Source organism: Micromonospora arborensis, from assembly GCF_003205615.1.
Taxonomy (GTDB): Bacteria; Actinomycetota; Actinomycetes; order Mycobacteriales; family Micromonosporaceae; genus Micromonospora; species Micromonospora arborensis.
Genome location: NZ_PYBV01000028.1, coordinates 41389 through 65082 on the forward strand (window position 1 = coordinate 41389; position 23694 = coordinate 65082).

The 23694-nt window shown below is 68.5% G+C and carries 23 protein-coding genes and 2 tRNA genes; 13 read left to right on the forward strand and 12 right to left on the reverse strand.

What is annotated here, in order from left to right; all coding sequences use genetic code 11:
• The first annotated feature begins 1 nt into the window (after position 1).
• From C7C45_RS21890 to C7C45_RS21900, 3 genes are all read left to right on the forward strand, one after another.
• Positions 2-2110 (forward strand): ThuA domain-containing protein, encoded by a 2109-nt coding sequence (locus tag C7C45_RS21890; RefSeq protein ID WP_110565569.1) that lies wholly within the window; start codon positions 2-4, stop codon positions 2108-2110.
• 258 nt (positions 2111-2368) lie between these two features.
• Complete coding sequence (locus tag C7C45_RS21895) at positions 2369-2863, forward strand: sensor histidine kinase (protein ID WP_167454785.1); 495 nt, start codon at positions 2369-2371, stop codon at positions 2861-2863.
• A gap of 211 nt (positions 2864-3074) precedes the next feature.
• Complete coding sequence (locus C7C45_RS21900; RefSeq protein WP_030488695.1) at positions 3075-4082, forward strand: sugar phosphate isomerase/epimerase family protein; 1008 nt, start codon at positions 3075-3077, stop codon at positions 4080-4082.
• 64 nt (positions 4083-4146) lie between these two features.
• Here C7C45_RS21900 and C7C45_RS21905 read toward each other — a convergent pair whose 3' ends face one another.
• Positions 4147-4551 (reverse strand): hypothetical protein, encoded by a 405-nt coding sequence (locus C7C45_RS21905; RefSeq protein WP_110565571.1) that lies wholly within the window; start codon positions 4549-4551, stop codon positions 4147-4149.
• 294 nt (positions 4552-4845) lie between these two features.
• On the opposite strand from C7C45_RS21905, the gene C7C45_RS21910 reads away from it, so the two are divergent.
• The 7 genes from C7C45_RS21910 (at position 4846) to C7C45_RS21940 (ending at position 12486) form a co-directional block, all read left to right on the forward strand.
• Positions 4846-4918: transfer RNA gene (locus C7C45_RS21910), tRNA-Asn, on the forward strand.
• A 160-nt stretch (positions 4919-5078) separates the two neighbouring features.
• Positions 5079-7190 carry an MMPL family transporter gene (locus C7C45_RS21915; protein ID WP_110565572.1) on the forward strand — a complete coding sequence of 704 codons (2112 nt, stop codon included), beginning with the start codon at positions 5079-5081 and terminating at the stop codon, positions 7188-7190.
• Positions 7180-8418 (forward strand): NAD(P)/FAD-dependent oxidoreductase, encoded by a 1239-nt coding sequence (locus C7C45_RS21920; protein ID WP_110565573.1) that lies wholly within the window; start codon positions 7180-7182, stop codon positions 8416-8418. The genes C7C45_RS21915 and C7C45_RS21920 overlap by 11 nt, the downstream gene beginning before the upstream one ends.
• A gap of 66 nt (positions 8419-8484) precedes the next feature.
• Complete coding sequence (locus tag C7C45_RS21925) at positions 8485-9432, forward strand: tetratricopeptide repeat protein (protein WP_110565574.1); 948 nt, start codon at positions 8485-8487, stop codon at positions 9430-9432.
• Positions 9429-11123: a M16 family metallopeptidase gene (locus C7C45_RS21930; RefSeq protein WP_110565575.1), complete on the forward strand. Its 1695-nt coding sequence runs from the start codon at positions 9429-9431 to the stop codon at positions 11121-11123. Before C7C45_RS21925 ends, C7C45_RS21930 begins: the two co-directional genes overlap by 4 nt.
• A 63-nt stretch (positions 11124-11186) precedes the next feature.
• A tRNA-Ile gene (locus tag C7C45_RS21935) sits at positions 11187-11263 on the forward strand.
• A gap of 320 nt (positions 11264-11583) precedes the next feature.
• Positions 11584-12486 (forward strand): DUF1963 domain-containing protein, encoded by a 903-nt coding sequence (locus tag C7C45_RS21940; protein WP_110565576.1) that lies wholly within the window; start codon positions 11584-11586, stop codon positions 12484-12486.
• A gap of 191 nt (positions 12487-12677) precedes the next feature.
• Here C7C45_RS21940 and C7C45_RS21945 read toward each other — a convergent pair whose 3' ends face one another.
• Positions 12678-13220 (reverse strand): alpha/beta hydrolase family protein, encoded by a 543-nt coding sequence (locus C7C45_RS21945; protein WP_110565577.1) that lies wholly within the window; start codon positions 13218-13220, stop codon positions 12678-12680.
• 269 nt (positions 13221-13489) lie between these two features.
• On the opposite strand from C7C45_RS21945, the gene C7C45_RS21950 reads away from it, so the two are divergent.
• On the forward strand, positions 13490-14164 hold the full coding sequence (locus tag C7C45_RS21950; RefSeq protein WP_110565578.1) for a GNAT family N-acetyltransferase: 675 nt from the start codon (positions 13490-13492) through the stop codon (positions 14162-14164).
• Positions 14165-14247: 83 nt separating this feature from the next.
• On the opposite strand, the gene C7C45_RS21955 is transcribed toward C7C45_RS21950, so the two are convergent.
• The 4 genes from C7C45_RS21955 to C7C45_RS34185 all read right to left on the reverse strand — a co-directional run bounded on the left by C7C45_RS21955 (position 14248) and on the right by C7C45_RS34185 (position 17330).
• Positions 14248-14886 (reverse strand): flavin reductase family protein, encoded by a 639-nt coding sequence (locus C7C45_RS21955; RefSeq protein ID WP_110565579.1) that lies wholly within the window; start codon positions 14884-14886, stop codon positions 14248-14250.
• Between the two features lie 352 nt (positions 14887-15238).
• A complete protein-coding gene (locus tag C7C45_RS21960; protein WP_208641250.1) occupies positions 15239-15811 on the reverse strand; it encodes a DUF4231 domain-containing protein in 573 nt (190 codons plus the stop codon).
• A 188-nt stretch (positions 15812-15999) separates the two neighbouring features.
• The gene (locus tag C7C45_RS21965) at positions 16000-17184 is read right to left on the reverse strand and encodes a helix-turn-helix domain-containing protein (RefSeq protein WP_110565581.1); all 1185 of its coding nucleotides are present in this window, start codon (positions 17182-17184) and stop codon (positions 16000-16002) included.
• On the reverse strand, positions 17184-17330 hold the full coding sequence (locus C7C45_RS34185) for a hypothetical protein (RefSeq protein ID WP_167454786.1): 147 nt from the start codon (positions 17328-17330) through the stop codon (positions 17184-17186). Before C7C45_RS34185 ends, C7C45_RS21965 begins: the two co-directional genes overlap by 1 nt.
• 199 nt (positions 17331-17529) lie before the next feature.
• On the opposite strand from C7C45_RS34185, the gene C7C45_RS21970 reads away from it, so the two are divergent.
• Together C7C45_RS21970 and C7C45_RS21975 are read left to right on the forward strand one after the other, a co-directional pair.
• Positions 17530-18378 (forward strand): helix-turn-helix domain-containing protein, encoded by an 849-nt coding sequence (locus C7C45_RS21970; RefSeq protein ID WP_167454787.1) that lies wholly within the window; start codon positions 17530-17532, stop codon positions 18376-18378.
• On the forward strand, positions 18368-18556 hold the full coding sequence (locus C7C45_RS21975; protein ID WP_110565583.1) for a DUF397 domain-containing protein: 189 nt from the start codon (positions 18368-18370) through the stop codon (positions 18554-18556). Before C7C45_RS21970 ends, C7C45_RS21975 begins: the two co-directional genes overlap by 11 nt.
• A gap of 57 nt (positions 18557-18613) precedes the next feature.
• On the opposite strand, the gene C7C45_RS21980 is transcribed toward C7C45_RS21975, so the two are convergent.
• From C7C45_RS21980 to C7C45_RS22005, 6 genes are all read right to left on the reverse strand, one after another.
• Entirely contained in the window at positions 18614-20527 is a 1914-nt protein-coding gene (locus C7C45_RS21980; RefSeq protein ID WP_110565584.1) for a GGDEF domain-containing phosphodiesterase, read from the reverse strand.
• Positions 20514-21134 (reverse strand): RNA polymerase sigma factor, encoded by a 621-nt coding sequence (locus C7C45_RS21985; RefSeq protein WP_244200506.1) that lies wholly within the window; start codon positions 21132-21134, stop codon positions 20514-20516. Before C7C45_RS21985 ends, C7C45_RS21980 begins: the two co-directional genes overlap by 14 nt.
• Positions 21134-21427 carry a hypothetical protein gene (locus tag C7C45_RS21990; RefSeq protein ID WP_110565586.1) on the reverse strand — a complete coding sequence of 98 codons (294 nt, stop codon included), beginning with the start codon at positions 21425-21427 and terminating at the stop codon, positions 21134-21136. The genes C7C45_RS21985 and C7C45_RS21990 overlap by 1 nt, the downstream gene beginning before the upstream one ends.
• Positions 21428-21688: 261 nt before the next feature.
• The gene (locus C7C45_RS21995) at positions 21689-22120 is read right to left on the reverse strand and encodes a hypothetical protein (RefSeq protein WP_110565587.1); all 432 of its coding nucleotides are present in this window, start codon (positions 22118-22120) and stop codon (positions 21689-21691) included.
• A 96-nt stretch (positions 22121-22216) separates the two neighbouring features.
• Positions 22217-22921, reverse strand: a complete 705-nt coding sequence (locus tag C7C45_RS22000; protein WP_110565588.1) for a TMEM175 family protein — start codon at positions 22919-22921, stop codon at positions 22217-22219.
• Positions 22922-23110: 189 nt separating this feature from the next.
• A complete protein-coding gene (locus C7C45_RS22005; RefSeq protein WP_146247370.1) occupies positions 23111-23566 on the reverse strand; it encodes a hypothetical protein in 456 nt (151 codons plus the stop codon).
• Positions 23567-23694: the final 128 nt, after the last annotated feature.

Genomic DNA, 23694 nt, shown 5'->3' on the forward strand with positions numbered 1-23694 from the left:
TATGCGCAGACTCCTGCGACCCGTCCTCGGTGCGGCCATGGCCGCACTCGCCGTCATCGCCTGCACCACCCCGGCCACCCCGGCCAGCGCCGCCGACGCACCGTACGACGTGCTGGTCTTCTCCAAGACCGCCGGATTCCGGCACGACGCGATCCCGGTCGGCATCCAGACCATCCGTGACCTGGGCGCGGCGAACAACTTCACCGTCACCGCCACGGAGGACGCCGCCGCGTTCACCACCGGCAACCTCGCCCAGTACGAGGCGGTCGTCTTCCTCAACACCACAGGTGACGTGCTCAACGCCAGCCAGCAGACCGCCTTCGAGTCGTACATCGGCTCCGGTCGCGGGTACGTGGGTGTGCACGCGGCCTCCGACACCGAGTACGACTGGCCGTTCTACGGCAACCTGGTGGGCGCGTGGTTCGCCTCGCACCCGGCTATCCAGCAGGCCAACGTCAAGGTGGAGGACCGGGGGCAGGCGGCGACCGCGCACCTGCCGCAAACCTGGACCCGCACCGACGAGTGGTACAACTACCGGACCAACGCCCGGTCGACCGCCCACGTGCTGGCCACGCTGGACGAGTCGTCGTACTCCGGGGGCGGGATGGGCGCCGACCACCCGCTGAGCTGGTGCAAGAGTTACAGCGGCGGCCGGTCCTTCTACACCGGAGCCGGGCACACCCAGGCGTCGTACGCGGAGCCGGCGTTCCGGGCCCACCTGCTCGGCGGCATCCGCTACGCCTCCGGTCGGAGCAAGGCCGACTGCCGGCCCGAGAGCGGCTACACCCCGCTCTACAACGGCTCGACGACCGGCTGGTCGCAGGCGGGCCCGGGCAGCTTCACCAACTCCGACGCCACCCTGACCTCGGTGGGCGGCATGGGGCTGTTCTGGTACAACGCCAAGCAGTTCACCAACTACTCGTTGAAGCTGGACTGGAAGCTGGCCGGCGACGACAACTCCGGCATCTTCATCGGTTTCCCGCCGTCCACCGATCCGTGGTCCGCGGTGGACAACGGCTACGAGATCCAGATCGATGCCACCGACGCCGCCGACCGCACCACCGGCGCGGTCTACACGTTCAAGTCCGCCGACATCGCGGCCCGCGACGCGGCGCTGAACGCGCCGGGGGAGTGGAACACCTACGAGCTGCTGGTCGAGGGTGAGCGGCTGCAGATCTTCCTCAACGGAGTGAAGATCAACGATTTCACCAACACCAACCCGGTCCGCTCGCTGGCCGGCCACATCGGCATCCAGAACCACGGCACCGGCGACGACGCCTCGTTCCGCAACATCCGGATCAAGGAGCTGGGCACCACGCCGCCGCCGACCGGCACGATCCAGGCCGAGGCCTTCAGCTCGGCCAACGGTGTCTCCGCGTTTGCCAAGGCGGGCGCCAACGGTGGGCAGACCATCGGCTACATCGACCCGGGCGACTGGGCCGCGTACAACGGTGTGGACCTGACCGGGGTCACCTCGTTCACGTCCCGGGTCGTCTCCGGCGGCGCGGGTGGCACCATCCAGGTGCGTACGGGTTCGGCGACCGGCCCGGTGCTCGGTTCGGTCGCGGTGCCGAACACCGGTAGTTGGACCACCTTCGCCAATGTGACCACCGCGCTGTCCAGCGTTCCGTCCGGCACCCAGAACCTCTATCTCACCTTCACCGGTAGCGGCACGGGGCTCTTCGACGTGGACGACTTCACCCTGGTCAAGGGGAGCGGAGGCACTCCCGGCGTCGGTCCGGTCAAGGGCCTCGCCGGCAAGTGTCTGGACGTCCGCAACGGCGGCACCGCCGACGGCACCCAGATCCAGCTCTACACCTGCAACGGCAGCACGGCGCAGACCTGGACCGTGACGTCGGGCTCGACGATCAGGGCGCTCGGCAAGTGCCTGGACGTCAACGGCAGCGGCACCGCCGACGGCACCAAGATCCAGCTCTGGACCTGCAACGGCACCGGGGCGCAGAACTGGGCCGCCCAGTCCGACGGCACTCTGCGTAACACGTCGTCGGGCAAGTGCCTCGACGTCTCCGGTAACAACTCGGCGGACAGCACCGTCGTGCACCTCTGGACCTGCCTCGGCGCGGCCAACCAGAAGTGGACCCTGCCCTGACCGACTGAGTCGGGAGGGGCCGCCGGTCACGGCGGCCCCTCCCGGCCTGTCGATCTGGCCCACCACCGGCTTGCCGAGGGGCGGTGTCCGGTGAGTGCGATATACCTGTGCGTCATAGATATGACTCACAGGTATATCGCTCACGACAATGTCGCCGGGTCGCCGGGTCGCCGGGCCCCGGCGTGGCGTCGGACCGGCCACGGGCATTACGTGGAGGCCGCAGACCGGCCCACAGCCGGCTGCCGTACCTTGACCAGCATGGGGCGGTTCGCGCAGTGGCGCGGGATGGTGCTGGCGCAGGGGCACCGGCTGCGCGGTGCGCTGCGCCAGGCCGAGGAGCCCGACGACCCGCTCGAGCCGCCGCCGAGCCTGAACCGCCTCGACGCGCTGGTGGAGGGCTTCGCCGCCGGTCAACCGGTGCGGTGGACCGTGGCCGGGCAACCCCGGCCGCTGCCGGGCCCGGTCGACGTGGTGGCGTACCGGATCATCGAGGAGTCGTTGACCAACGCCTGCCGGCACGCCCCGGGCGCGGCGGTCGCGGTCCGCCTGCGCTACGACCCCACGGGCATCACCATCGAGGTACGCGACGAAGGCGCCGGTCCCGCGCCGTCGGGCGGGGGCTCTGGGCGGGGCCTGCTCGGGGTACGCAGGCGCGCGGAGCGGCTCGGTGGCACGTTGTCCGCCGGCCCGCGCGCCGGTGGCGGCTTCCTCGTGCGGGCCGTCCTGCCCGCGCCCGAGGAGGTGGCCGAATGATGATCCGGCTGCGGGGCTTCCCCGATGGGGTGCCGCGGAAATAGGGTGGGGGCGGCGACCGTACTGGTGGCCGGTGACCCGGTGGGAGGCGCAACCCGCCGGGCCCAGGTGTGTTCCACACCCACCGGTGACCGCCCCGGCGCCGCGTACGTCCAGTCACCCTCGCCCTGGTCCGCACCTGGAATCCCCATGACAACAGGGGAGTAGAACAATGGCGCGACCCATCACGCTCTTCACCGGCCAGTGGGCCGACCTGCCTTTCGAGGAGGTCTGCCGGCTCGCCTCCGAGTGGGGCTACGACGGTCTGGAGATCGCCTGCTGGGGCGACCACTTCGAGGTCGACAAGGCGCTCGCCGACGACTCGTACGTCGAGCGCAAGCGGGAGACCCTCGCGAAGCACAACCTCGAGGTCTTCACGATCTCCAACCACCTGGTCGGTCAGGCGGTCTGCGACCACCCGATCGACGAGCGGCACCAGGACATCCTGCCCGGCCGGATCTGGGGCGACGGGGAGCCCGAGGGGGTCCGTCAGCGGGCCGCCGAGGAGATCAAGGACACCGCGCGGGCGGCGGCGAAGCTCGGCGTGAAGACTGTCGTCGGCTTCACCGGTTCGTCGATCTGGCACACCCTGGCGATGTTCCCGCCGGTGCCGCCGTCGATGATCGAGCGCGGCTACCAGGACTTCGCCGACCGGTGGAACCCGATCCTCGACGTGTTCGACGAGGTGGGGGTGCGGTTCGCGCACGAGGTGCACCCCAGCGAGATCGCCTACGACTACTGGACGACGAAGCGGACGCTGGAGGCGATCGGTAACCGGCCCGCGTTCGGGTTGAACTGGGACCCGTCGCACTTCGTCTGGCAGGAGCTGGACCCGGTGAACTTCATCTTCGACTTCGCCGACCGGATCTACCACGTGGACTGCAAGGACGCCAAGGTGCGTACCGGGGATGGTCGGCGTGGCCGGCTCGCCTCGCACCTGCCCTGGGCCGACCTGCGCCGCGGGTGGGACTTCGTCTCCACCGGGCACGGCGACGTGCCCTGGGAGGACTGCTTCCGCGCGTTGAACGCGATCGGCTACACCGGCCCGATCTCGGTCGAGTGGGAGGACGCCGGGATGGACCGGCTGGTCGGCGCCCCGGAGGCGTTGCAGTTCGTTCGCCGACTCGCCTTCGACGCCCCGAGCGCCGCCTTCGACGCGGCGTTCAGCAGCAAGGACTGACCGCACCCCGGACAGACCACGGGCCGGTCGCCCTGCGGCGGCCGGCCCGTCGACGTGCGATTGGTCAGAGCGTGCTGGCGTTCGTGCCCGAGCCGGACGGCTTGGTGCGGGGGTTCGTGGACGACGGCGACCCGGAGGTCGTGCCGACCGTGCTGGTGCCCGCCTTGGCGCCCACGGTGGCGGGCGTGCCGGCGAACGCGTCGTCGGCGGCGGTCAGCTCCGGCTTGCCGGTGCTGCCGTTGCCGGTGCCCAACTTCTCGCCCAGTTTGGTCTGGCCGAGCTTGTCCTTGCCCTCGCTGTAGAGCTTGTTGGCCTGGGCCTGCGCGACCCCGGCCGCCTCCTGGACGGTCGGGTGGTCGAGCACCTTGCGGCCCCGAACAACGAGCTCCTCGTACTTTTCCCGGCCGGCACGGGCGCCCAGGACGAATCCCGCAGCCAGCCCGCCAAGAAACATGATCTTTCCGCGCATGGCGGCTCCTTCCGTACCTGACGCGCCGTCGCCTCGGCGAGTTGCCCCGTCGGAGGGCGACCAATTCGCGCCTGCGTCCTCTGTCCGCAGCTAACTACCCATCCTGCTCTCCGCTCAAGCATGCTTGTGCCGGGATGGCGATTTACCCTAATTGTCGATACGTTGTGCCTCCTGACCTGCCTGTCTTGATCATTAGGGGGCGGGGCAGAACCCACTGGACCGGCACCCGGGGATGTCCTGTATTCTTTTCCCGTCGCACGGCGCCGGCGAGATCCGGAGTCGCGCGGTGCACGATCCCCTGTAGCTCAATTGGCAGAGCAGCCGGCTGTTAACCGGCAGGTTATTGGTTCGAGTCCAATCGGGGGAGCTTCTCCACCCAGCGCCCGTCGGCAGTCCCGCCGACGGGCGTTTTCATGTGCCTGCCACCGGTTTCGCCCTCCCTCGACGTGCTCGCCCGGCAGGATGGTCGATGTCGACCTGGAATCCCGCTGCGTCGATTGATGCGTCGATTCTTGGGGTGAGTGCGGATGTCCGGACGCAGGGCCACGCTGATCGCGGTGGCGGTCGTGCTGGCCTGGCTGGTGATCGGCGGTGTGGCCGGGCCGTACGCCGGACGCCTCAGCGAGGTCGCCACCAACGACAACGCCGCCTTCCTGCCCACCGACGCCGAGGCGACCCGCGCCCAGGACCTCACCGGCGACTTCGTCGACCGGCAGACCATCCCGGCACTCGTCGTCTACGAGCGGCCCTCCGGGATCACCGACGCGGACCGGCAACGGGCCAGCGCCGACGCCGCCCGGTTCGCCCAGGTGCCCGGAGTCCTCACCCCACTGCCCCCGCCCATCCCGAGCGAGGACGGCCAGGCACTGCAAATCGTCGTGCCGGTCGACGACGCCGAGGGAGAGGAGATCGGCTCGGTCGTCGAACAGTTGCGCGACATCACCGGCGGCGACCGGGACGGGCTCACCGTGGACGTCGCCGGACCCGCTGGCCTGCTCGCCGACCTGATCAAGGTCTTCTCCGCCATCGACGGTCCACTGCTGCTGGTCACCCTGGTCGTGGTGCTGATCATCCTGCTGGTGGTCTACCGCAGCCCGGTGCTCTGGATCTTCCCGCTGCTCGCCGCCGGAATGTCGTACGCGCTGGCCTCGGTCTTCGTCTACCTGCTCGCCGACGCGGACGTGGTCAAGCTCAACGGGCAGGCGCAGGGGATCCTCACCGTGCTGGTCTTCGGCGCCGGCACCGACTACGCGCTGCTGCTGATCGCCCGCTACCGGGAGGAACTGCACCGCCACGACCGGCCCTGGGCCGCCATGCGTACGGCGTGGAAGGGCGCCGCGCCCGCCATCATCGCCTCCGGCGGTACGGTCATCGTCAGTCTGCTCTGCCTGCTGCTGTCCAGCCTGAACTCCAACCGGGCACTCGGGCCGGTCGCCGCCATCGGCATCGCGGCCACCCTGCTGGTGATGCTCACCTTCCTGCCCTCGCTGCTGGTCATCGGTGGCCGGTGGGCGTTCTGGCCCCGACGGCCCCGGGAGGACCAGGCCGACCCACGGATCGAGCACGGCATCTGGAGCCGCGTCGCCGGCTTCGTGGCCCGGCACGCCCGACCGATCTGGCTGAGCACCGCCGTCGTACTGGCCATCCTCACACTGGGCCTCACGCAGCTCGGCGCCACCACCCTCGGACAGTCCGACCTGTTCACCCAGCGCACCGACTCGGTGGACGGCCAGGAGGTGATCAACCGGCACTTCCCGGCCGGCACCGGCAGCCCGGCCACCATCTTCACCACCGAGCAGACCGCCCGGCAGGTCGCCCAGGTGGCGCAGGGCGTGCCCGGCGTCGCCGACGTCCGCCCGCTCACCGCCGGCCCGCAGACCGGCCCACCCGAGGAGAACGCCACCCCGAAGATCGTCGACGGGCGGGTGCAACTGGAAGCGACCCTGGCCGACCCGCCCGACAGCGACCGCGCCGAGCGCACCCTCCGCGAGCTGCGGGTGGCCGTACACCAGGTGCCCGGCGCGGACGCGGTGGTCGGCGGATTCACCGCGATCAACGTGGACACCTCGGACGCCGCGAAGCGCGACCAGAACGTCATCATCCCGGTGGTGCTGGTGGTCATCGCGGTCGTCCTGGCCCTGCTGCTCCGGGCGCTGCTCGCCCCGGTGCTGCTGATCGCCACCGTGCTGCTCAGCTTCGCGGCCACCCTCGGTCTGTGCGCGCTGCTGTTCCGCCACGTCTTCGGCTTCCCCGGCGTGGACTCGTCGTTCCCGCTGTTCGCGTTCGTCTTCCTGGTCGCCCTCGGCATCGACTACAACATCTTCCTGATGAGCCGGGTGCGGGAGGAGTCGGTCAAGCGCGGCACCCGCGCCGGTGTGCTCGCCGGCCTCGCGGTCACCGGCGGGGTGATCACCTCCGCCGGCATCGTGCTCGCCGCGACCTTCTCCGCCCTCGCCGTCCTACCCCTGGTGGTGCTTGTCGAGTTGGGTACGGCGGTCGCGATCGGGGTACTGATCGACACCATCATCGTCCGGTCGCTGCTGGTGCCCGCACTCGCGTACGACATCGGGCCGAAGATCTGGTGGCCGGGCCGGTTGTCCCGGGCGAACGGTGAGCGGGAGGCACGCGATGCTGGCTGAGACCGACGTGGTCATCGTCGGTGGCGGCCTGGCCGGCCTGGCCGCGGCCCGCCGGCTGCACCGCGCCGGCGTGCCCTGGCGGCTGCTGGAGGCCAGCGGCCGGCTCGGCGGGCGGATCGCCACCGACGTCGTCGACGGCTACCTCATCGACCGGGGCTTCCAGGTGCTCAACACCGCCTACCCCCAACTCGGCACGCTGCTCGACACCGACCGGCTCGACCTCGGCTACTTCACCTCCGGAGTGCTGGTACGCAAGGGCGACGACCTGCTGCGGCTGGTCAATCCGCTGCGTTCGCCGACCGGCGGCCCGCGCACCGCGCTCGCCGGGGTCGGCTCCCTGCTCGACCGGCTCCGCTTCGCCACGCTCGCGACCGGCTGCGCGACCCTGCCCACGTCCCGGCTGCTCACCGCACCGGAAACCAGCGCCGAGACGGCGTTGCGCCGGGCCGGCCTCTCCGACGCGATCATCGAGGAGCTGCTGCGGCCGTTCCTGTCCGGCGTGTTCATCGAACGGGAGCTGGCCACCTCCAGCCACGTACTGGCAATGGTGTTGCGCTCCTTCGCCCGCGGCCGGATCGGCCTGCCCGCCGAGGGCATGGCCGCGCTGCCCCGCGCCATCGCCGACCCGCTCCCGGCCGACCTGCTCGACCTGGACACCCCGGTCGCGGAGGTCACACCCGGCCGGGTCCGCACCCAGGCCGGCGACATCCGCTGCCGGGCCGTCGTGGTCGCCGTCGACCCGCCCGCCGCGTCCGCGCTGCTACCGGCCCTGGCGACGGTACGCATGCACAGCTACACCACCTACTACCACAGCGCACCCGAGCCACCGCTCACCGAGCCGATCCTGCTCGTCGACGGCGACCGGCGGGAGCTCGTCGCCAACACGGTGGTGCTCAGCAACGCGGCCGCAACGTACGCGCCCGCCGGACGGCACCTCGTGGCCACCTCGGTGGTCGGCCCGACACCCCCGCCCGAGCCGACCATACGGGCCGAGTTGACCCGGCTGTACGGTCAGTCCACCGCCGACTGGACCCACCTCACCACCGTGGCCGTCCCGAACGCGCTGCCCGCCGCGCCGCCACCGCAGGGGCTGCTGCGTAAGGCCGTGTCGTTGGGAGACGGCCTGTTCGTGGCCGGTGACCACCGGGACAGCCCGTCCATCCAGGGCGCACTCGCCAGCGGGTGGCGCACCGCCGGGGCGGTGCTGGACGAGCTGCGCGCGACGTAACCCGGCGACGGACGACTCGAAAAAGCGGGGCGCCGCGGCCGTAGTTGATCATCTATGATCCCCGCCATGCCCGCCCCTCTACCGGCCCCCACCTTCGACGCCGGTGCCGCGTACCCCGAGGTCAACGACCTGCGCAAGGCGCTCGACGCCGCCGACTGGCCCGCCGTTCGCGCGTTGGTCGCCGACCGCGACCCGGACGGCCGAACGCTGCTGGTCGGGGTCGCCGGCGACCAGGTCGGGATCGAGGCGTTCCTCCAGCGGGCGTACGACGACAACCCCGAGGATCCGCACGCCGGCACCCTGCTCGGCGCCTACCTGATCCGGGCCGGCTGGCGGATCCGCAGCGCCTACCGCGCCCAGTACGTCAGCCGCGAGCAGTTCGCCAAGTTCCACGAGCACCTGCGCCGCTCCGAGCAGGTGCTGATCGACGTCACCGCCCGGCACCCGGACGATGCGACCGCGTGGACCCAACGGATCACCAACAACCGCGGCCTCCAACTGGGACAGGCCGAAGCGCGCCGCCGCTACGACCGCCTCGCCCAGCACCATCCCCACCACGCTCCCGCGCAATCGAGCCTGCTCCAACAGTTCTGCCCGAAGTGGAGCGGAGACTGGGACCGCGCATTCGGCTTCGCCCGGGAGTGCGCCCAGGCCGCCCCGGACGGCGCACCGAACGCGGTCCTGATCGCCGAGGCGCACCTCGAACGGTGGCTGGAGTTCGACACCGATCGGGAGCGTGACGCGTACCTGCGCAGCACAGCGGTGGTGGACGAGATCATGCAGGCCGGGCAGCGGTCCGTGCTGCACCCCGCCTTCGTCGACCGGCCGGGCTGGGTCTGGATCCGCTCGGCGTTCGCGCTGATGTTCAGCCTCACCGAGCAGTGGACCGCCGCCGCCAGCCAGTTCACCGCTCTCGGCAACCGGGGCACCGACTACCCCTGGGACTACGTCGACGGGGCCGCAGGCTTCACGAAGTACCGCGCCAAGGCGTACGCGAAGGGTGGCCAGTCGTGATCCAGCACCTGGACGTGGACGGCGTACCCACGCTGCTCGCCGCCACCGGCGGGCCGATGCGCGCCGGGCTGACCTTCCGGGTCGGCACCGCCGACGAGACGCTCGCCCGCGCCGGCATCACCCACCTCATCGAGCACCTCGCGCTCGCGCCGCTCGGCCTGGCCGACTACCACGTCAACGGCGCGACCGCCCAGGCGTTCACCACGTTCCACACCCAGGGCTCCGAGACGGACATCGCGGCCTTCCTCACCGCCGTCTGCGGGCACCTCTCCGATCTGCCGGTGGCGAGGCTGGACGTCGAGAAGGAGATCCTGCGGACCGAGTGGAGCAGCCGGGGCGCCGCCTCGGTCGACGACATCCCGCTGTGGCGACACGGTGCCCGGGACTACGGGCTGGCCAGCTACCCGGAGTGGGGCCTGGGCGCGCTCACCGCCGACGACCTGCGCGAGTGGGCCGCCCGATGGTTCACCCGGGAGAACGCCGTGCTCTGGATCGCCGGTGCCCGGGTGCCCGCCGGGCTGCGGCTGCCCCTGACCGCCGGGACCCGCCAGCCCGTCCCGATCGCGTCGTCGGCGCTTCCGCAGACGCCCGCGTACTTCGTGAGCGGCTCTCGGGCCGTGGTGCTCGACTCGGTGGTGCGGCGCCGCGCCGCCGCCAGCGTCTTCGCCGGGGTGCTGGAGCGGGAGCTGTACCGCTCGCTGCGCCAAGAGGCCGGCCTGTCCTACACCACCACCACGGGATACGAGCCGCGCGGCGACGGGTACGCCACGCTGCGGGCACTCGCCGATGCGCTGCCGGAGAAGCAGGACGCGGTTCTCGGCGGCGTCGTCGACGTACTGGCGAAGATGCGGGTGGGGCGGATCGAGCAGGCGGACCTGGACGCCACCATCGCCAAGCGGGAAGACTTCCTCGGTATCGCCGAGGTGGACGCGGTACGGCTGTCGTCGTACGCGCTCAACGTCCTGACCGGAGAGCCGAACCTCAGCGTGGACGAGCACCGGGCCGAACTGAAGGCCGTCGACCTCGCCGACCTGCACGAGGTGGCGGGGGAGATGACCGCGTCGGCGCTGTTGATGGTGCCCGACGGTCTCCGCGCCGACTGGGCCGGGTTCGCCGCCGCGCCCACCCACTCGACCGAGATTCTGCAGGGCACCACGTACTCGTCGAAGGAGGGCAACGCCGCGCTGCGGATCGGCGTGGACGGAGTGACCCTCCTGCGGACCAACAACCCGCTGACCGTCCGGTACGACGACTGCTCCGCCATGCTCGTCTGGCCGGACGGCGCGCGGCAGCTCATCGGCTCGGACGCCATCGCGCTGCACATCGAGCCCACCCTGTTCAACCTGCATCCTGCGGTGATCCCGGCCATCGACGCCAAGGTGCCGGACGACCGGCAGATCGCCATGCCGTCCCGCGCCCCAGACGCCATCCCGCAGCCACAGTTCGTACGGCAGCCCATCGCCCCCACCAACAACACCTGGTGGGAGGTCCCGGCGATGGTGCTCAGCGGGCTGGGCTTCGCCCTGGTGGGCGGGCTGAGCGTGCTGCTGACCCTCGCCATGCTTCTCACCGAGACCGAGCCGGGCGAGGAACAACTCTGGGGTGCCGTCGTGGTGCTCTGGCTGCTCACTGTTATTCTCGCGTTGCCCATCGTGAAGCTGTGGCGTCGGCGACGGCAGCGGCGTCGATGAGGTGGGGCCGGACCGCTGCTGGCCCGTGATCCACCGGACGGGATAAGATCCTGCGCGGTGTTCGGGGCGGTAGCTCAGCCGGTTAGAGCAGGGGACTCATAATCCCTCGGTCGCGGGTTCGAGCCCCGCCCGCCCCACCACTGAAACCCCCAGGTCAAACATGGTGGTACAGCACGACCACCGTTGGCCGAGCAGACGCCGACCCAAGCCTCATGAAGCCGAACCCGGCACCAATCCGACGCGCCGCCTTGGCGGTTGATGCCGACCCGACCAGGTGCGTCCTCGTAAGCGACTCCACCTCTGACATCGGAGGTCTAGGGGCGGCATGAGCCGCCGACGAAACGTCCTGTCATGCCGAGTAGTGCACACTCGATCACGGCGGCAGCGATGCCGACGACAGCGCGAGCGGGCCGTGGGGCACCCGGTCGCCGGGCTCTCCCTCGTGGCACCATGTTGCGCTATGGATCATCAGGGGCAGCTTCGTCGTGCAGCGCTCGCGTTGGGCATCCCGGACGACGAGGTCAGCCGGTTCATCCAGCACCTCCGTTTGTCGATCCGGTTGAGCGGAGGATCCGGCGGTGTTCCGGTGGGGCAGTTCGGTGGGTTGCCCCGGCTGCCGGTGGGCGTGGACTGGCCGTCCGACGGGGTCAGTCCGTTGCCGTTCATCTTCTCGGTCGACTGTGCGGTGCTGCCAAGAGTCGACGGCTTCGGCCTGCCGGCAGACGGCTCGCTGCTGTTCTTCCTGAACCACGAGCAGGCCGCTGCCACCGGGGAGCGAAGGTACGGGCGAGTCGTGTATGTACCGGCCGGTACCGATACCGAGGTGGCGGCAGGATCCACCGACGACGCGTTCGTCGGCGAGCAGTACGACGTCAGCGCCACGCTGCGCGCGGAGTTCCCCGATTGGTTCGGGGCGGACGACGAGGACGACGAGGACGAGGAGGACGAGGAGGACGACGACGACCTGTCGCCCTTCCAGCAGCAGTTGGCCCGTGACCTCGAGCGTGATCTGCCGCACCTGGACGAACTCTGTGCTCTGGCCAACGATCTCTGGCCGCCTGACAACGGGTACGCCAGCGCCTATATCGGCGGGTATGCCGACGAGGAGGTAGTCAAGAATTTTGCGGAGCAGACCCTCGCGTGGCGCGAGAAGACCGGCGAGATCGTCATCCCGGTCGCGAAATGGTATTCCCATGTGGAGAAGGAAACGCACCGGCTGACGAGTGAGTGGGTGTCGCTCGCCCACTTTCCCGTAGACAACGAGCTCTATTACCGGAGTGACGGGAGTTTCGTGATCCGTCACGACGATCTGGCCGCTGGTCGGCTGGACGAAGCGCTTTCCGTGGCTGAGTTGATCCCATAGTGCGGCCCGCAAGCGGGCCGCGCCGGCCCGGCCCCGGCCTGCTGGCGACCTCCGGCCGGCATCGGCCGGGCCAGCCGGCCACGCTTGGGGACGACCAGGACTTTGAAGGCCTTGGGGCTCCGCCCCGAACCCCGACCCTCCGCAGAGATGCCGACGAGGAGATCTGCTTCTAGCTACCGGCAGCCATGCAGCTACGGCTGGCTCGGCCAGCCAATCGCGTCGAGGAACTCATCCACGGCGACCACGACTCGATTGAGCACTGCGATCGACTCGGTAAGCGGGCCGGGTACGTACATACCGTGATCCGCGCCTTCCACCTCTAGCACGTGGGGTGACAGCCGGCGGGCCAGCTCACTGTCCCAAACCTTGTCGGCAGTGCCACCCACGAGCAGGAACGGCGCGGTCGCACGGCCCAACGCGTCAGCCACCCACGGCAGGGTGAGCAAGGGCGTGAGCCACACGGCGGGCAAAGCTCTTTCGGCGGCAATCGCTGCCGCATTCGTACCGAGCGACTTGCCGATCAGCAGTGGGCGACCGCTGACGCTGTCGATCAGTGGAGTGATCTCACCGCCGACCCAGCTCTCGATCTCCGGCTGATCAAGCTTCGGAAACTCCTGGGACCACGAGTACCGATGTACCGTTGCGCCGCGCTGTTCCGCCACATCGCCGGCATACATCAGCAGGGGAGCGCCCGGTCCGAACCTACCGCCGGGAATCACGACAGCGTCAGCCATGCGGACGACCCTACCTAGACGCCGCGGGGACAAGATGTGTGTGATCTCGCCAGCCGGGCGGGCGTCCGGAGCTCCCAGGCGAGAGGTCCGCATCTAGTCCGCAAGAGGTCGACGGACAGCGGGGGAGCGGTGCGAGATGTCGAGAGGTTTTCCCTGGTCAGACATGCTGTCGACGACTCGGGCGGACCGCCCTGAACCCCGGCCCCTCCGCAGAGATCCGCCAACACCCACGGGCGACGGCAGACGGCAGGACAGGGCATGATGCTCGGATGACGTTGGCCGAGATCTGGCCCGTGCGCCGTCTGCGGGTGACGACGTCCGTGCTTGAACTGGCTGTACCGGGTGAGGACGAGCTTGCCGAACTGGCGATCCATGCGGCAGCCGGCATCTACGATCCGCAGAACCGCTTTCTGGCGCGAACGCCCGTAGCGGGATGGGAATCGGGACCGTCGCCCCAGGCCGAGTGGTCGTTCCTGCGGTACTACTGGGCGTCCCTAGCGGACTGGCGGCCGAACAGATGGAACCTGGTAATGGCTGTGAAGGTCGATGGCGCGTGCGTCGGGGTGCAGGAGATCGGCGCGCAGGACTTCGGGATCACCAAGACCGTCTCGACGGGGTCATGGATCGCGCGGCGGTTCCAGCGGCGTGGTTACGGCAAGGAGATGCGGGGCGCCATCCTGCACCTCGCGTTTGCCGGGCTGGGAGCGGATCGCGCCGAGTCCGCCGCCTGGTCCACCAACGCGCCGTCGCTGGGAGTCTCGTGGTCGCTTGGCTACCAGTCGAACGGCACCACAATCCGGGCTTTCGACGGTGCCCGCCAGGAGCAGATCAACCTGACGCTCGACCGCGAACGGTGGGAGAGCCACCGTGACGACATCGCGATCCACGGACTCAGCGACGAGGTGCTTGAGCTGATGGACGGTAAGCCGGCCGCATCCCGGTGATGGCCGCTGCCCGCGTGACCGCACGTCCGAGCGGACCGCGTCGAGGTCCGGACCTACGCGTAACCTCCTGGCGGCCGCCGTGCTCAGCGTGACGTCCGCTGGAGTTGGTGGGGCATGTCCCAGCCCTCGGCCAGTCGCGAGGGGTGCACGTTGGACCCGCCGCCGAAGAACTCGCAGAACTTCATGATCAGCGGGTCCCAGCGCAGCGGGTCCACGTAGCTCGTCCCCGGGATGACCAACTCCTCCTCGACGTGCGCGCGCAGCACCTCGACCTGGAAGGCGGTGGCCTGGACAGAGGCCCCGGCGAATGGGTGAGCCGCGACGATCCGACATTCGAGCTGAATCGGGCACTCCGCGACCCGGGGTGCTCGGACCAGTTCCGACGCCTGCTGAGTCAGGCCGGCGACGCCGAACTTGTCTGGCTCGTACCGGTAGCCTTGCCGGACCTTGCCCTCCGGCACGTCCGCCCTGCCGGTGGTCAGCGCGATCCGGTCGACGGCGTCGACCATCGCCGAGGACGGCAGGTTGAGGACGCACTCCCGCTCGCGCAGCAGGTTTGCCGTCGTCTGGCCGCTGTTGCCGAGACCGAGCATGGCGAACTGGCCCAGCCACCAGGCCGACGACATCGGCGCGAGGTTCGCCGTGCCGTTCGGGTTGCGTGAGCTGATCAGCACCACCGGAGTCCCGAAGTAGAGCACCTTGATGCCGGGTACCACGTGCATCGTTCCGCCTTTCACCAGAGCCGGCCGCGCGACGCACGGGCCACCCCTGACTCTGCGCGTACCCGGCGAACGATGCTGGCGGCAATCGGACCTGGCGCTTGCCGCCGAGAGAGCCACTACGGGCCGAACCGGGTGTGATCGACTCCATGTCGCCGACGTGGGGGTATCCCGCCCGGCGGATACCGCCAGGTCGCCGAGACGGTGTGGATCACCGCCCGCTGCCTTACGTCGAGAGGCGTTTATCCTGCTGGGAGCTCGACTGCGCAGGTCACCGGGCGGCTCCATTTGATCTCAAGATCCTTCTGGTGGCGGGTTCGCGTCCCGCCCGCCCCACCACCCAATACCCGTATGTCTACTGCCCGCCGCCTTGCCGCGCGACCGCCGTCTGCCCATCTTCGCCAGCGAAACCAACCTGTGTCATGACGCTCAGAGTTGCGGCATTCTCATTGGCGATTGTCGCCTCCACCCGCTCGACCAGGGCTGTGAAGGCCTGGACGTCGCCCAGGTCGGTGTACACACCGGTCCGTGTGAGGAAATAGATCCTCTCGTGCCCCAGGGTCTGCTCCGTCGAACGGTAGTTCTTCCACTGCTCCCGATAGCGGAACACGCTCTCCAACGACACGGCCCCGGCCACGATCAGACTCATGACGGTGGTCACCGCCTGGGCGTAGGGGAAGTCGAGGTTGACGAGGACAGGGACCAGCGAACCGCCGACTACAGCAGCGGTGCGGGTTCGGAGGTGGGTTGCCTTTGCCTTTACCGCCTTCTTGTCGTACCAGGACTGGTACTGGGCGAGTCGGTCGGTGAGGTAGTCATTTGCCGAGAGTCCAGTACCGGACTCCTGGGCGGGGTCCTCCCTCGGCATAGGTACTTGGGCTTCATCCACCACGGCGATTAGTAGAGACCGTGCGCCGGTGACCGTCAAGGCGACTCCACGAGCGCGGCGGGCATTGGCTGGCGACGGTCTGTTCCTGGCGTTGGAGTCCGCCCACGACGACAGCCATGGGCAGCGTTGTTGATCGCGGCATGTGCGGTGACTTGGTCCATTCAATCGCTATCGTGGGAACACCGGATAGGACGATCTGCTGTGAACGGCGGACATGCGAACGTTCGTTACCGCGTCAATCCGATGGCGGTGGCCAGGCAGGACACGTCGGCCGCACCGGGTCCGGCGCGGAACACAGCGGTCAGCGCTGCCCGGGCGACAGGGCGAATTCGTGTCTCCCAGCTGGCGATCCGGTCGGCCGCAACCAGCGCCCGGCCGGCGGCGCGCGCGTCGCCGAGGTCCAGATAGGCGTGCGTGATGTCGATCAGGTGGGCGGCCCGGTGTTCGGCGGGGAGCAGATGCCAGGCGTTACCACTGATGACCCCTTGGTGAATGGTCACGGCCAGTTGGTGGTCACCAGACCACATCGCGATCAGGGCTCGGGCGAGGTCGACAGGTGTGGGACCGAATCCGATGCCGTCGCGGTCATGCTGACGCTGGCCGTCGGCGAGGCGAGCCGCGCGCTCGGTGAGTTCGCCTGCCGCGCTCGCGTCCCCGCTGACGGCGGCAGCGAGCGCCGCTTCGATCAACAGGGTTCCCGTCACGCCCGGCTGGCGGACGTGGGGCGGTGCCAGGTCCAGTTGGTGCACGGCGTTGACGGCGGCCGTCAGCGCCAACTGGCCTCGCCGTAGGGCTCGCAGCGCCTGTGCGAGAGAGATTGCCGCAAGGCCCGCCCGCCAGGGGCCACCGGAGGTCGCGCTCATCGCCCGATCGGCGGCCAGCCAGGCGAGATCCGCCTCGCCGAGCTTGACCAGCACCTGGGCGGCGAGCCGGTACACCCGTACCAGCAAATCCGCGGTGTCTCCCGGCTGCGTGCGGCTGTCGCAGAGCAGGTCGGGCAGCAGACGCAGCACCTGGGGGTGGTGACCGTTGCGGTACGCCATCCACGCGTACCCCGCTTGGGCATCGAGCTGGGCCAACGACGGCGCTGCTTTACCGCCGGAGGGTATGTCGTGGCGAGCCAGCGCCGCGCGGAGTCGTTCCACGTCGCCACCGGTGTCGGCGACCGGCTCGCGCGGTGCCTTGCCCGCGAGCAGGACGTCCGGGGCGACGCCGAGGGCTGCGGCGACCGTCTCGATCACCGAGAGCCGGTCGAGACTACGCACCCCGCGCTCGACTTTGTCCACCCAGCTCTTCGACTTGCGGATCCGGTCGGCGAAGACCTGCTGACTCATGCCCCGACGCGCCCGCAGCTCGGCCATCCGCCGCCCTATTGGCGGCTCGTTGCCGTTGCGGCGGCCCGGCCCGGTCATCACTCCCGCTCCGGCGACGGCTGGATGGCATCGGTGGACTCCCCGCAGCGCGGGCACCATCGCGACTTGACCCGGAAGGCGAGGAGCCCGAACAGGAAACCCGGCACCAGGCCGCCGAACACGATCGACACGACTTCGGAAACCATGCGCACGCTCGCTCTCTGACGACGCCGCGGGCCGGGAGGCTGCCGGGCGCCCGTGGCTCACGCTGTGGCGACGCCTCGTTGCTGACAGTCATCAGAGTTGCGCATCATGTGATGCAAAGCAAGAAGATGAGCATGATCGACACGCCGGGCACGTGAGTCAGGGCACGGAGAAATGCGAGGCAGGGAGCAGAATCACGACATGCCTCGATTTACGCCCGCGACACCGCGCTCTCGGCGACTGGGCCGGGAGCTGCGCAAGCTCCGCGAAGCCAAGGGTCTGACCGGTGAGGGAGTGGCGGAGACTCTCGCCTGCTCACCGTCTCGGATCAGTCGGATCGAGTCGGGCGAGATCAGGCCTCGTGTCGGTGACGTCATGGAGTTGCTGGTCGCGTACGGCGTCAAGATTGACGAGGAGCCAGGGACGTCGCTGCTCGATCAGGCGCGCGGTCTGCGTGAGGACGGCTGGTGGCAGCGCCTCGGTGGCAAGTACGCCACCTACATCGCGTACGAGATCGAGGCAGTGGAACTCAAGAACTTCGAGCCGATGCTCGTGCCCGGTCTACTCCAGACCGAGAGCTATGCCCGCGAGGTCAACGTCATCGGCCGGGAGACCGACCAGGAGACCATCGACCAGCGGGTTTCCGCTCGGATGACCCGGCAGGAGGTGCTGCGTCGGCAACCGACTCCGCTGCGGATGCACGCCATCCTGTCCGAGGCGTCCCTGCGCACCGAGGTGGGCGGCCCGGACGTGCTGCGTGAGCAACTCGATCATCTGGTCACCTTGAGTCGGCTGCCGAACGTGACGATCCAGGTGCTGCGCTTCGAGGCCGGTGCCCATCTTGCGATTAGCAGCGGCTTCGCCCTGCTCAGCTTCGAGCAGGACGAGCCGCCACTCGGCTACATCGAGACACTGGCCGGCGAGCTGTTCCTTGAGTCGAGCCGCGACCTGGCGCGGCTGTCGGCGGCGTACGACAATCTGAAGACGCTGGCGCGGTCACCCGCCGAGTCGATCAGGTTCATCAAGGAGCTGAGCAAGCATGGAACGTAACGCCTGGCGCACGTCGAGCCGCTCCGGCAACAACGGCCAGTGCGTGGAGGTACGCGACCGGCGCGTCCAGGTCGACGTTCGCGACTCCAAGGCGCCCGATGCCGGGATGCTGAGCTTCGCACCCGCCTCCTGGGACGCGTTCGTCGACACGATCAAGAAGAACACCTGCCGGCCCTGAGTCCAGGGGAGCGCATTGGCGGCCGTGGTCTGGGTGGCGCACGTCTCTGGCTCCCACTCAGCCCATGGCGGTGTGCTGCGGCGGTAGCCGCAGTTCGAGTTCGATCGTCCGCACCGCCTTCTCGGGGCTCACTGTGATCGGTTCGGGTCGTCCGGTCTTGTAGCCCTGGGCAAAGTCGACTCCACACTCCTTCAGAAATTCGAGCGTCTCCTCGTCCTGGACATATTCGGCAGCAACACGGATGCCGAGCGTGTGGCACAGCTCCACCAGCTTTGAGACGACGGCCTGGTCGGCGGGCGACCGGCAGAGATCGACGACGAACACACCGTCGATCTTCACTAGATCCACCGGAAGGTACTTCAGGTGGGCGAGGGCACCGTATCCCGTACCGAAGTCGTCCAACGCGAGATGACAGCCGACCTCTCTGATCCCAGTTGCGAAGGCGAGTGCCTCGTTACGGTTCTCGATGAGGGTGGTTTCGGTGATTTCGAAGGTCAGGCATTCCGGCCTCACTCCGTGTCGGCGGATCGCCTCGGTGACGTAGGTGAGCAGCCCCGGGTCGGCGAGGGACTTGCCGGAGATGTTGACCTGATAGTGGGAGGTCTGGGCCCTGCGGCCGATCAGTTCGAGGGCATGGTCGATGACCCACTTGTCCACGGTGAGGATTTCGCCGACGCGCTCTGCCATGTCGAGGAATCCCCACGGTGCCACGGAGTCGCCGGTATCGTTCCGAACCCGCAGAAGGATCTCGTGGCGAGTGACCTCGTTGAGGCGGAGGTCGACGATGGGCTGGGCGTAGAGAGCGAACCCGTTGGCAGACACTGCCTGTCGTACCTGCCTACGGCAATTGTCTATCCGGTCCTCGGTCGCCATCGGCTTGTTGAGCACGGTGATCGGGGTGCCGCTGCGGCGCGCGTCGCGGGCGGCGTGTTCGCCGTCGATGAGCAGGTCGAATCCGGTGGCGACAACCCCGCTCTCGAAGAGCACCAGACCCGCACACGTGTTGAGGCGCACGGTCTTGTGCTGAACGCTGAACAGGTGGCGTCGGAACGTGTCGACGATCCGAGCCGCCAGCGCCTCAGGAGCTTCCGCGTGCTCTTTCTGCGGAGCGAGGAGTACGCCCCACAGGCCGGGGCCGACCAGACCGCAGGTCACCCCGTCGCCAATGACTGTTCGCAGGTGCTGTGCGACCTCTGCGGTCAGTTGGTCGTGGTTCTCGTCGGTTAGCGCATCGGGTATCCGGGTGGTGGGTTCGGTTGCCACGACGATGAGCGCACCGCCAGTGGTGCGGCGGGCTCGGTCGACCTCGTCGGTCAGGTAGCTGCGGGTCGGCAGTCCGGTGACAATGTCCAGCGCTGCCAGGTCGGCACAGAGCATCTCGCTTCGAGTGGCGAGCCGGCGACGCTCTTGCCGCGCGAGTTCGAGCGCGGTGGCATCTGCGCCGGTGGCGACGATCCCTGATGGTGCGCCGTCGGTGGTGAGTATCTCGATGTGGCAGTGCACGTGGCGGACGGTGCCACCCGGCTGGATCACCCTGAACGTGACCTCGTCGGGGCGGCGACGGTCCCATGCCGTCCGCACAACCTTGCGAACCGCCCCCACGTCTGCGGGATGGACGAGGTCGGCAAGCCTTTCGGGCGTGAGACGCAGCGTTCCCGGAGCATGCCCGAAGATCATCGCCATCTCGTCCGACCAGGTGAGGCGGCCGAAACCACCGGACATCCCTCCGCCGGTCGTCCAGGTGATCGTGCCGAGCTTCGCCAGTTGCGCGGCACGGGCGACTCTGGTCGCCTCGTCAACAACCGTGGTCAACGGGTCGACGAGATCGGCATCGACAATGATTTCGTACCCATCGGCGACGGACTGGTCGTACCGGCCCTGCGCCGCCCGCGCCACGCGGCGTGCCCGGGCGAGTTCCAGAGGACTGGGTTGGCCTGTCTCGGCCAACGTGAGAATGTCATCGAGGTCCACGACTGCCTCCCTGCCGCCGGCGGCTTTCCGAGTCCGTATAGCCGGCCTCCTCGGCCAGCTCACGCAGGCGTTTCTTGGCAGCTTGCTTGTAGGAGCGGATGCTGGTTTCGGCCAATCCGAGGACGCGCGCGATGTCCTGGTTGGAGTATCCCTCGCGAGACAACTGGAACACTTCGGCGTGCCGCGGCGGCAGGTGGTGCAACCAGGTCCTCAACGTCTCCTGGGCCTCCCATGCGTCGGCGATGTCCGTGTGCGGCGCCGGGGGCAGATCCTCCGGTGCTACTGCGGCTTCGCGCTGACGTCGTTGCAGCTCCTTGAGAATCTTGTATCGAGCCGTGATGATCACCCAACCAGTCGGCTCCCTGTAAGTGCGGATCTTGAGCCACTGGACCCGCCCGTGCAGGTACGCCTCGTTGAGGGCGTCCTCAACGACCTCGCGGTCCCGGCACGCCGCTCGGAGAATCCGCTCCACAGTGTGGTAACTGCCCTCGGCGAAAGCGGCGAACTCCTTGTCGTGCTCTGCTTTGAGGCGCGCGGCCTCCGCCCTGCGCGCCGCTTCACTGTCGACCGGCTGCGGTGTCAGGGCCGCGGTGCCCTCCACCCCCATCACGCGGCCTCCTGAATGTCGTCGCGCCGTGCGGCGTCGCGGCTGCCGAGCTCCACCTCACGATGCCCGTCCCGATCACGCTCCACGATCCGCACGACGTCGTGATCAGCCTCCGCCAGCCTGATCAGCCAGGTCGCCCGGGCGGCGGTTCGTGTCGATGCCTCACGCTCTTCGTGCAGACGTGTTCGGTGCGCAACGTATGCGCGTACCAACCCTGCCGCCGTTCCGGCGATGGCTAGAGCCAAGGCCAACGCTCCGTGATCGGAGACGGCCGTCGCCAACGTTTCGTTCATCGTTTCCCCTCGTCATCCCCGGTTAGCTAATTACTATCCGTGGCGAGGGGTGAATGTGGATGCCTCACCGTCCACAATATTCCGCTTGATCAATGATCAGGCGTTTGAACTGCTAATACTTCCGAAAGTCATGCTACTGGCACGTCGAGCGAGCAAGGTCTGCTCTGCCCTCGTGCTCCACGATTCACTCGCTCGACTACTGTGCGTGAAATTGGGATCACTTGGGGCGGGTGCTTGAGGGCGGACCCAGCAGGACCGGTTTCAGGACTGAGAGCTACCAGTGCGGTCCGCGTACTCGCCAAACGGCTCGATGGACCCATCCCAACCGTTCCAACCCTGTTGGGTGATCTGGCCGTCCGCGTAGGTGTATGACCAGCGGGCGCCGTCTTCGCCCTCGATCTGGACGATTCCCGAGCGAGCGAACGGCGCGATCGCGACGTAGAAGGCCGTCGCCCGGTCGGACCACTTGGGGTCACCCTCGTCGTCGTACCCGAACTCGATCCAGTCTCCGTCGCGGGCAATTGAGGCTCTGGCTGCCTCTGCCAGGTGGACCAGCGTGCCGTTCGAGGGAGCCGCAGCCGGCTCGTACCACTCACCTCGCCCAGCCAGGGCGGCTTGGACGGCGGCGGCCGCAGCGGCGTCCTCTGACTCCGGGAGGTTCAGGCGGCCAGAAGGAATCACCGTGTATCCCACGCCGGGCACCCTACAAGGGTCGATGCGGTTCCAGGCCCCCATCCAGGATGCGGTGGGGCGGCTGTCGTGGAGGAGGAATGCCTGGAGAAGGTCGGGCTACAGGGCGCCGGGACTCTGCTCGCGGATGCGCCTGATGCTGGCGACCTCGCCATTGATTGGCCACCAGTAGAAGGGGACGAACGCGATGACCACGACGAGGCCCACGACCGGATGAAGAGCGCCCAGAGCGGTTCCGGCGGCGATCCAAAACGGCGCGGGGCGGAAACGTCTGCTGATCGCCCTGGCGGTGTCGTTGTCGGTGGCGGAGTTCAGCAAGCGACGGCCATGTCTGGCGTACTCCCAGATCACATTGAAGAGGATGGCGGCCAGCTCGTAGGTGGCTCCGTAGAAGATGAGTGCGGTTTGCTTGCCGTGGCCGGACTCGAAGGCGTGGGCCAGCAGGGATGAGGCGAACGGCAGGAACGCGATCACCATCAGCAGCAGGGTGTTGAGCAGGAGCAGTGGGCGGTCGGCCGAGCCGATGTGATCGAACATGACGTGGTGATTCACCCACATCTGCCCGATCAGTAGGAAGGTGATGGCGTAGGCCACGTATGAGGGCCACAGTTCGATGAGACCGCGAAGCAGGTGCTCGGTGTCCTCCGGCGGCTGGATCTCCAGGACCAGCAAGGTAACGGCGATGGCGATAACCGCGTCGCTGAAGGTGACCAACCTCTTCGGATCCCGTTCCGCGCCGATCGGGTTGCTGGATCGGGTTGTGTCCTTCGTGGAGCCGTCGCTGGCCGCACGGAACCAGCGCATGAGCCTCCCCCAACGGTTGAGGGCACCTGGGCGCACGCACCCGCAGGCAGGGCTAACCGCCTGCATGTGCTAGTGGGCCGTTTCGGTATGAAAGGACCCGTTGCACCCCGACCTTCCGGTGCCGAGGGTTCCCGCCGTCGCATGAACCAAACCGGCCATCCGGCCACCGACCGAGGTGCTCGAATGCCTTCAGCCAATGTGCAGCAGCAACACCTGGTCATCGCGGAGTTCGGAGATGCTGTCGCGCAACAGCCTCAGCCCGTCAAGAGCGACCATGCCGCTCTCCTCGAAGTCCATCCCCATTTCATCGAAGTGAGCGGCCAACTCCTCCGCACGGTGACCAGTGGGGTCGAGCTGATCCAATAATCGCTCCGTGGCGGGAGTGATGAGTACGGTCAGCCCGTAGGCGCTGTTGATGGCCTCCGACTCGGCATTGAACCCGGACCGCTCCAGGTCGATGCCGCGCTCCTCCAGATAGGTCAGGACGTTGAGCATGCAGTAGCCGGACCATTCGTACTCCTGCCGCGCCCTGCTCCCGTGTTCGGCCAGGTATGAATGGAGCGACGACGGCGATGTGCGGGCCAGGCGGGCCAACTCGGTGATGCTGTCCCTGGGGACCAGGGTCAAAGACGCGATCGCGGACACCACAAGCTCCCTCGTACGACTCTGCCGCCACGGTTTCCGGCCGGCTTGTCGGGCAGGCTACTGAGAGGGACTGACTCGGTTCAGGGCGGCACGCGATAGGGCACGTGCCGTACCGAACTCGCCGCCCG

What these genes read in the sequence shown, in the direction of transcription:
- C7C45_RS21970 (WP_167454787.1), top strand. Translation starts at nt 17,530, where the DNA reads ATGCCTCGATTTACGCCCGCGACACCGCGCTCTCGGCGACTGGGCCGG.
- C7C45_RS21985 (WP_244200506.1), bottom strand. Translation starts at nt 21,134, where the DNA reads ATGGGGGTGGAGGGCACCGCGGCCCTGACACCGCAGCCGGTCGACAGT.
- C7C45_RS21950 (WP_110565578.1), top strand. Translation starts at nt 13,490, where the DNA reads ATGACGTTGGCCGAGATCTGGCCCGTGCGCCGTCTGCGGGTGACGACG.
- C7C45_RS21890 (WP_110565569.1), top strand. Translation starts at nt 2, where the DNA reads ATGCGCAGACTCCTGCGACCCGTCCTCGGTGCGGCCATGGCCGCACTC.
- C7C45_RS21900 (WP_030488695.1), top strand. Translation starts at nt 3,075, where the DNA reads ATGGCGCGACCCATCACGCTCTTCACCGGCCAGTGGGCCGACCTGCCT.
- C7C45_RS21955 (WP_110565579.1), bottom strand. Translation starts at nt 14,886, where the DNA reads ATGCACGTGGTACCCGGCATCAAGGTGCTCTACTTCGGGACTCCGGTG.
- C7C45_RS21915 (WP_110565572.1), top strand. Translation starts at nt 5,079, where the DNA reads ATGTCCGGACGCAGGGCCACGCTGATCGCGGTGGCGGTCGTGCTGGCC.
- C7C45_RS21965 (WP_110565581.1), bottom strand. Translation starts at nt 17,184, where the DNA reads ATGACCGGGCCGGGCCGCCGCAACGGCAACGAGCCGCCAATAGGGCGG.
- C7C45_RS34185 (WP_167454786.1), bottom strand. Translation starts at nt 17,330, where the DNA reads ATGGTTTCCGAAGTCGTGTCGATCGTGTTCGGCGGCCTGGTGCCGGGT.
- C7C45_RS21925 (WP_110565574.1), top strand. Translation starts at nt 8,485, where the DNA reads ATGCCCGCCCCTCTACCGGCCCCCACCTTCGACGCCGGTGCCGCGTAC.
- C7C45_RS21895 (WP_167454785.1), top strand. Translation starts at nt 2,369, where the DNA reads ATGGGGCGGTTCGCGCAGTGGCGCGGGATGGTGCTGGCGCAGGGGCAC.
- C7C45_RS21990 (WP_110565586.1), bottom strand. Translation starts at nt 21,427, where the DNA reads ATGAACGAAACGTTGGCGACGGCCGTCTCCGATCACGGAGCGTTGGCC.
- C7C45_RS21945 (WP_110565577.1), bottom strand. Translation starts at nt 13,220, where the DNA reads ATGGCTGACGCTGTCGTGATTCCCGGCGGTAGGTTCGGACCGGGCGCT.
- C7C45_RS21905 (WP_110565571.1), bottom strand. Translation starts at nt 4,551, where the DNA reads ATGCGCGGAAAGATCATGTTTCTTGGCGGGCTGGCTGCGGGATTCGTC.
- C7C45_RS21940 (WP_110565576.1), top strand. Translation starts at nt 11,584, where the DNA reads ATGGATCATCAGGGGCAGCTTCGTCGTGCAGCGCTCGCGTTGGGCATC.
- C7C45_RS22000 (WP_110565588.1), bottom strand. Translation starts at nt 22,921, where the DNA reads ATGCGCTGGTTCCGTGCGGCCAGCGACGGCTCCACGAAGGACACAACC.
- C7C45_RS21920 (WP_110565573.1), top strand. Translation starts at nt 7,180, where the DNA reads ATGCTGGCTGAGACCGACGTGGTCATCGTCGGTGGCGGCCTGGCCGGC.
- C7C45_RS21975 (WP_110565583.1), top strand. Translation starts at nt 18,368, where the DNA reads ATGGAACGTAACGCCTGGCGCACGTCGAGCCGCTCCGGCAACAACGGC.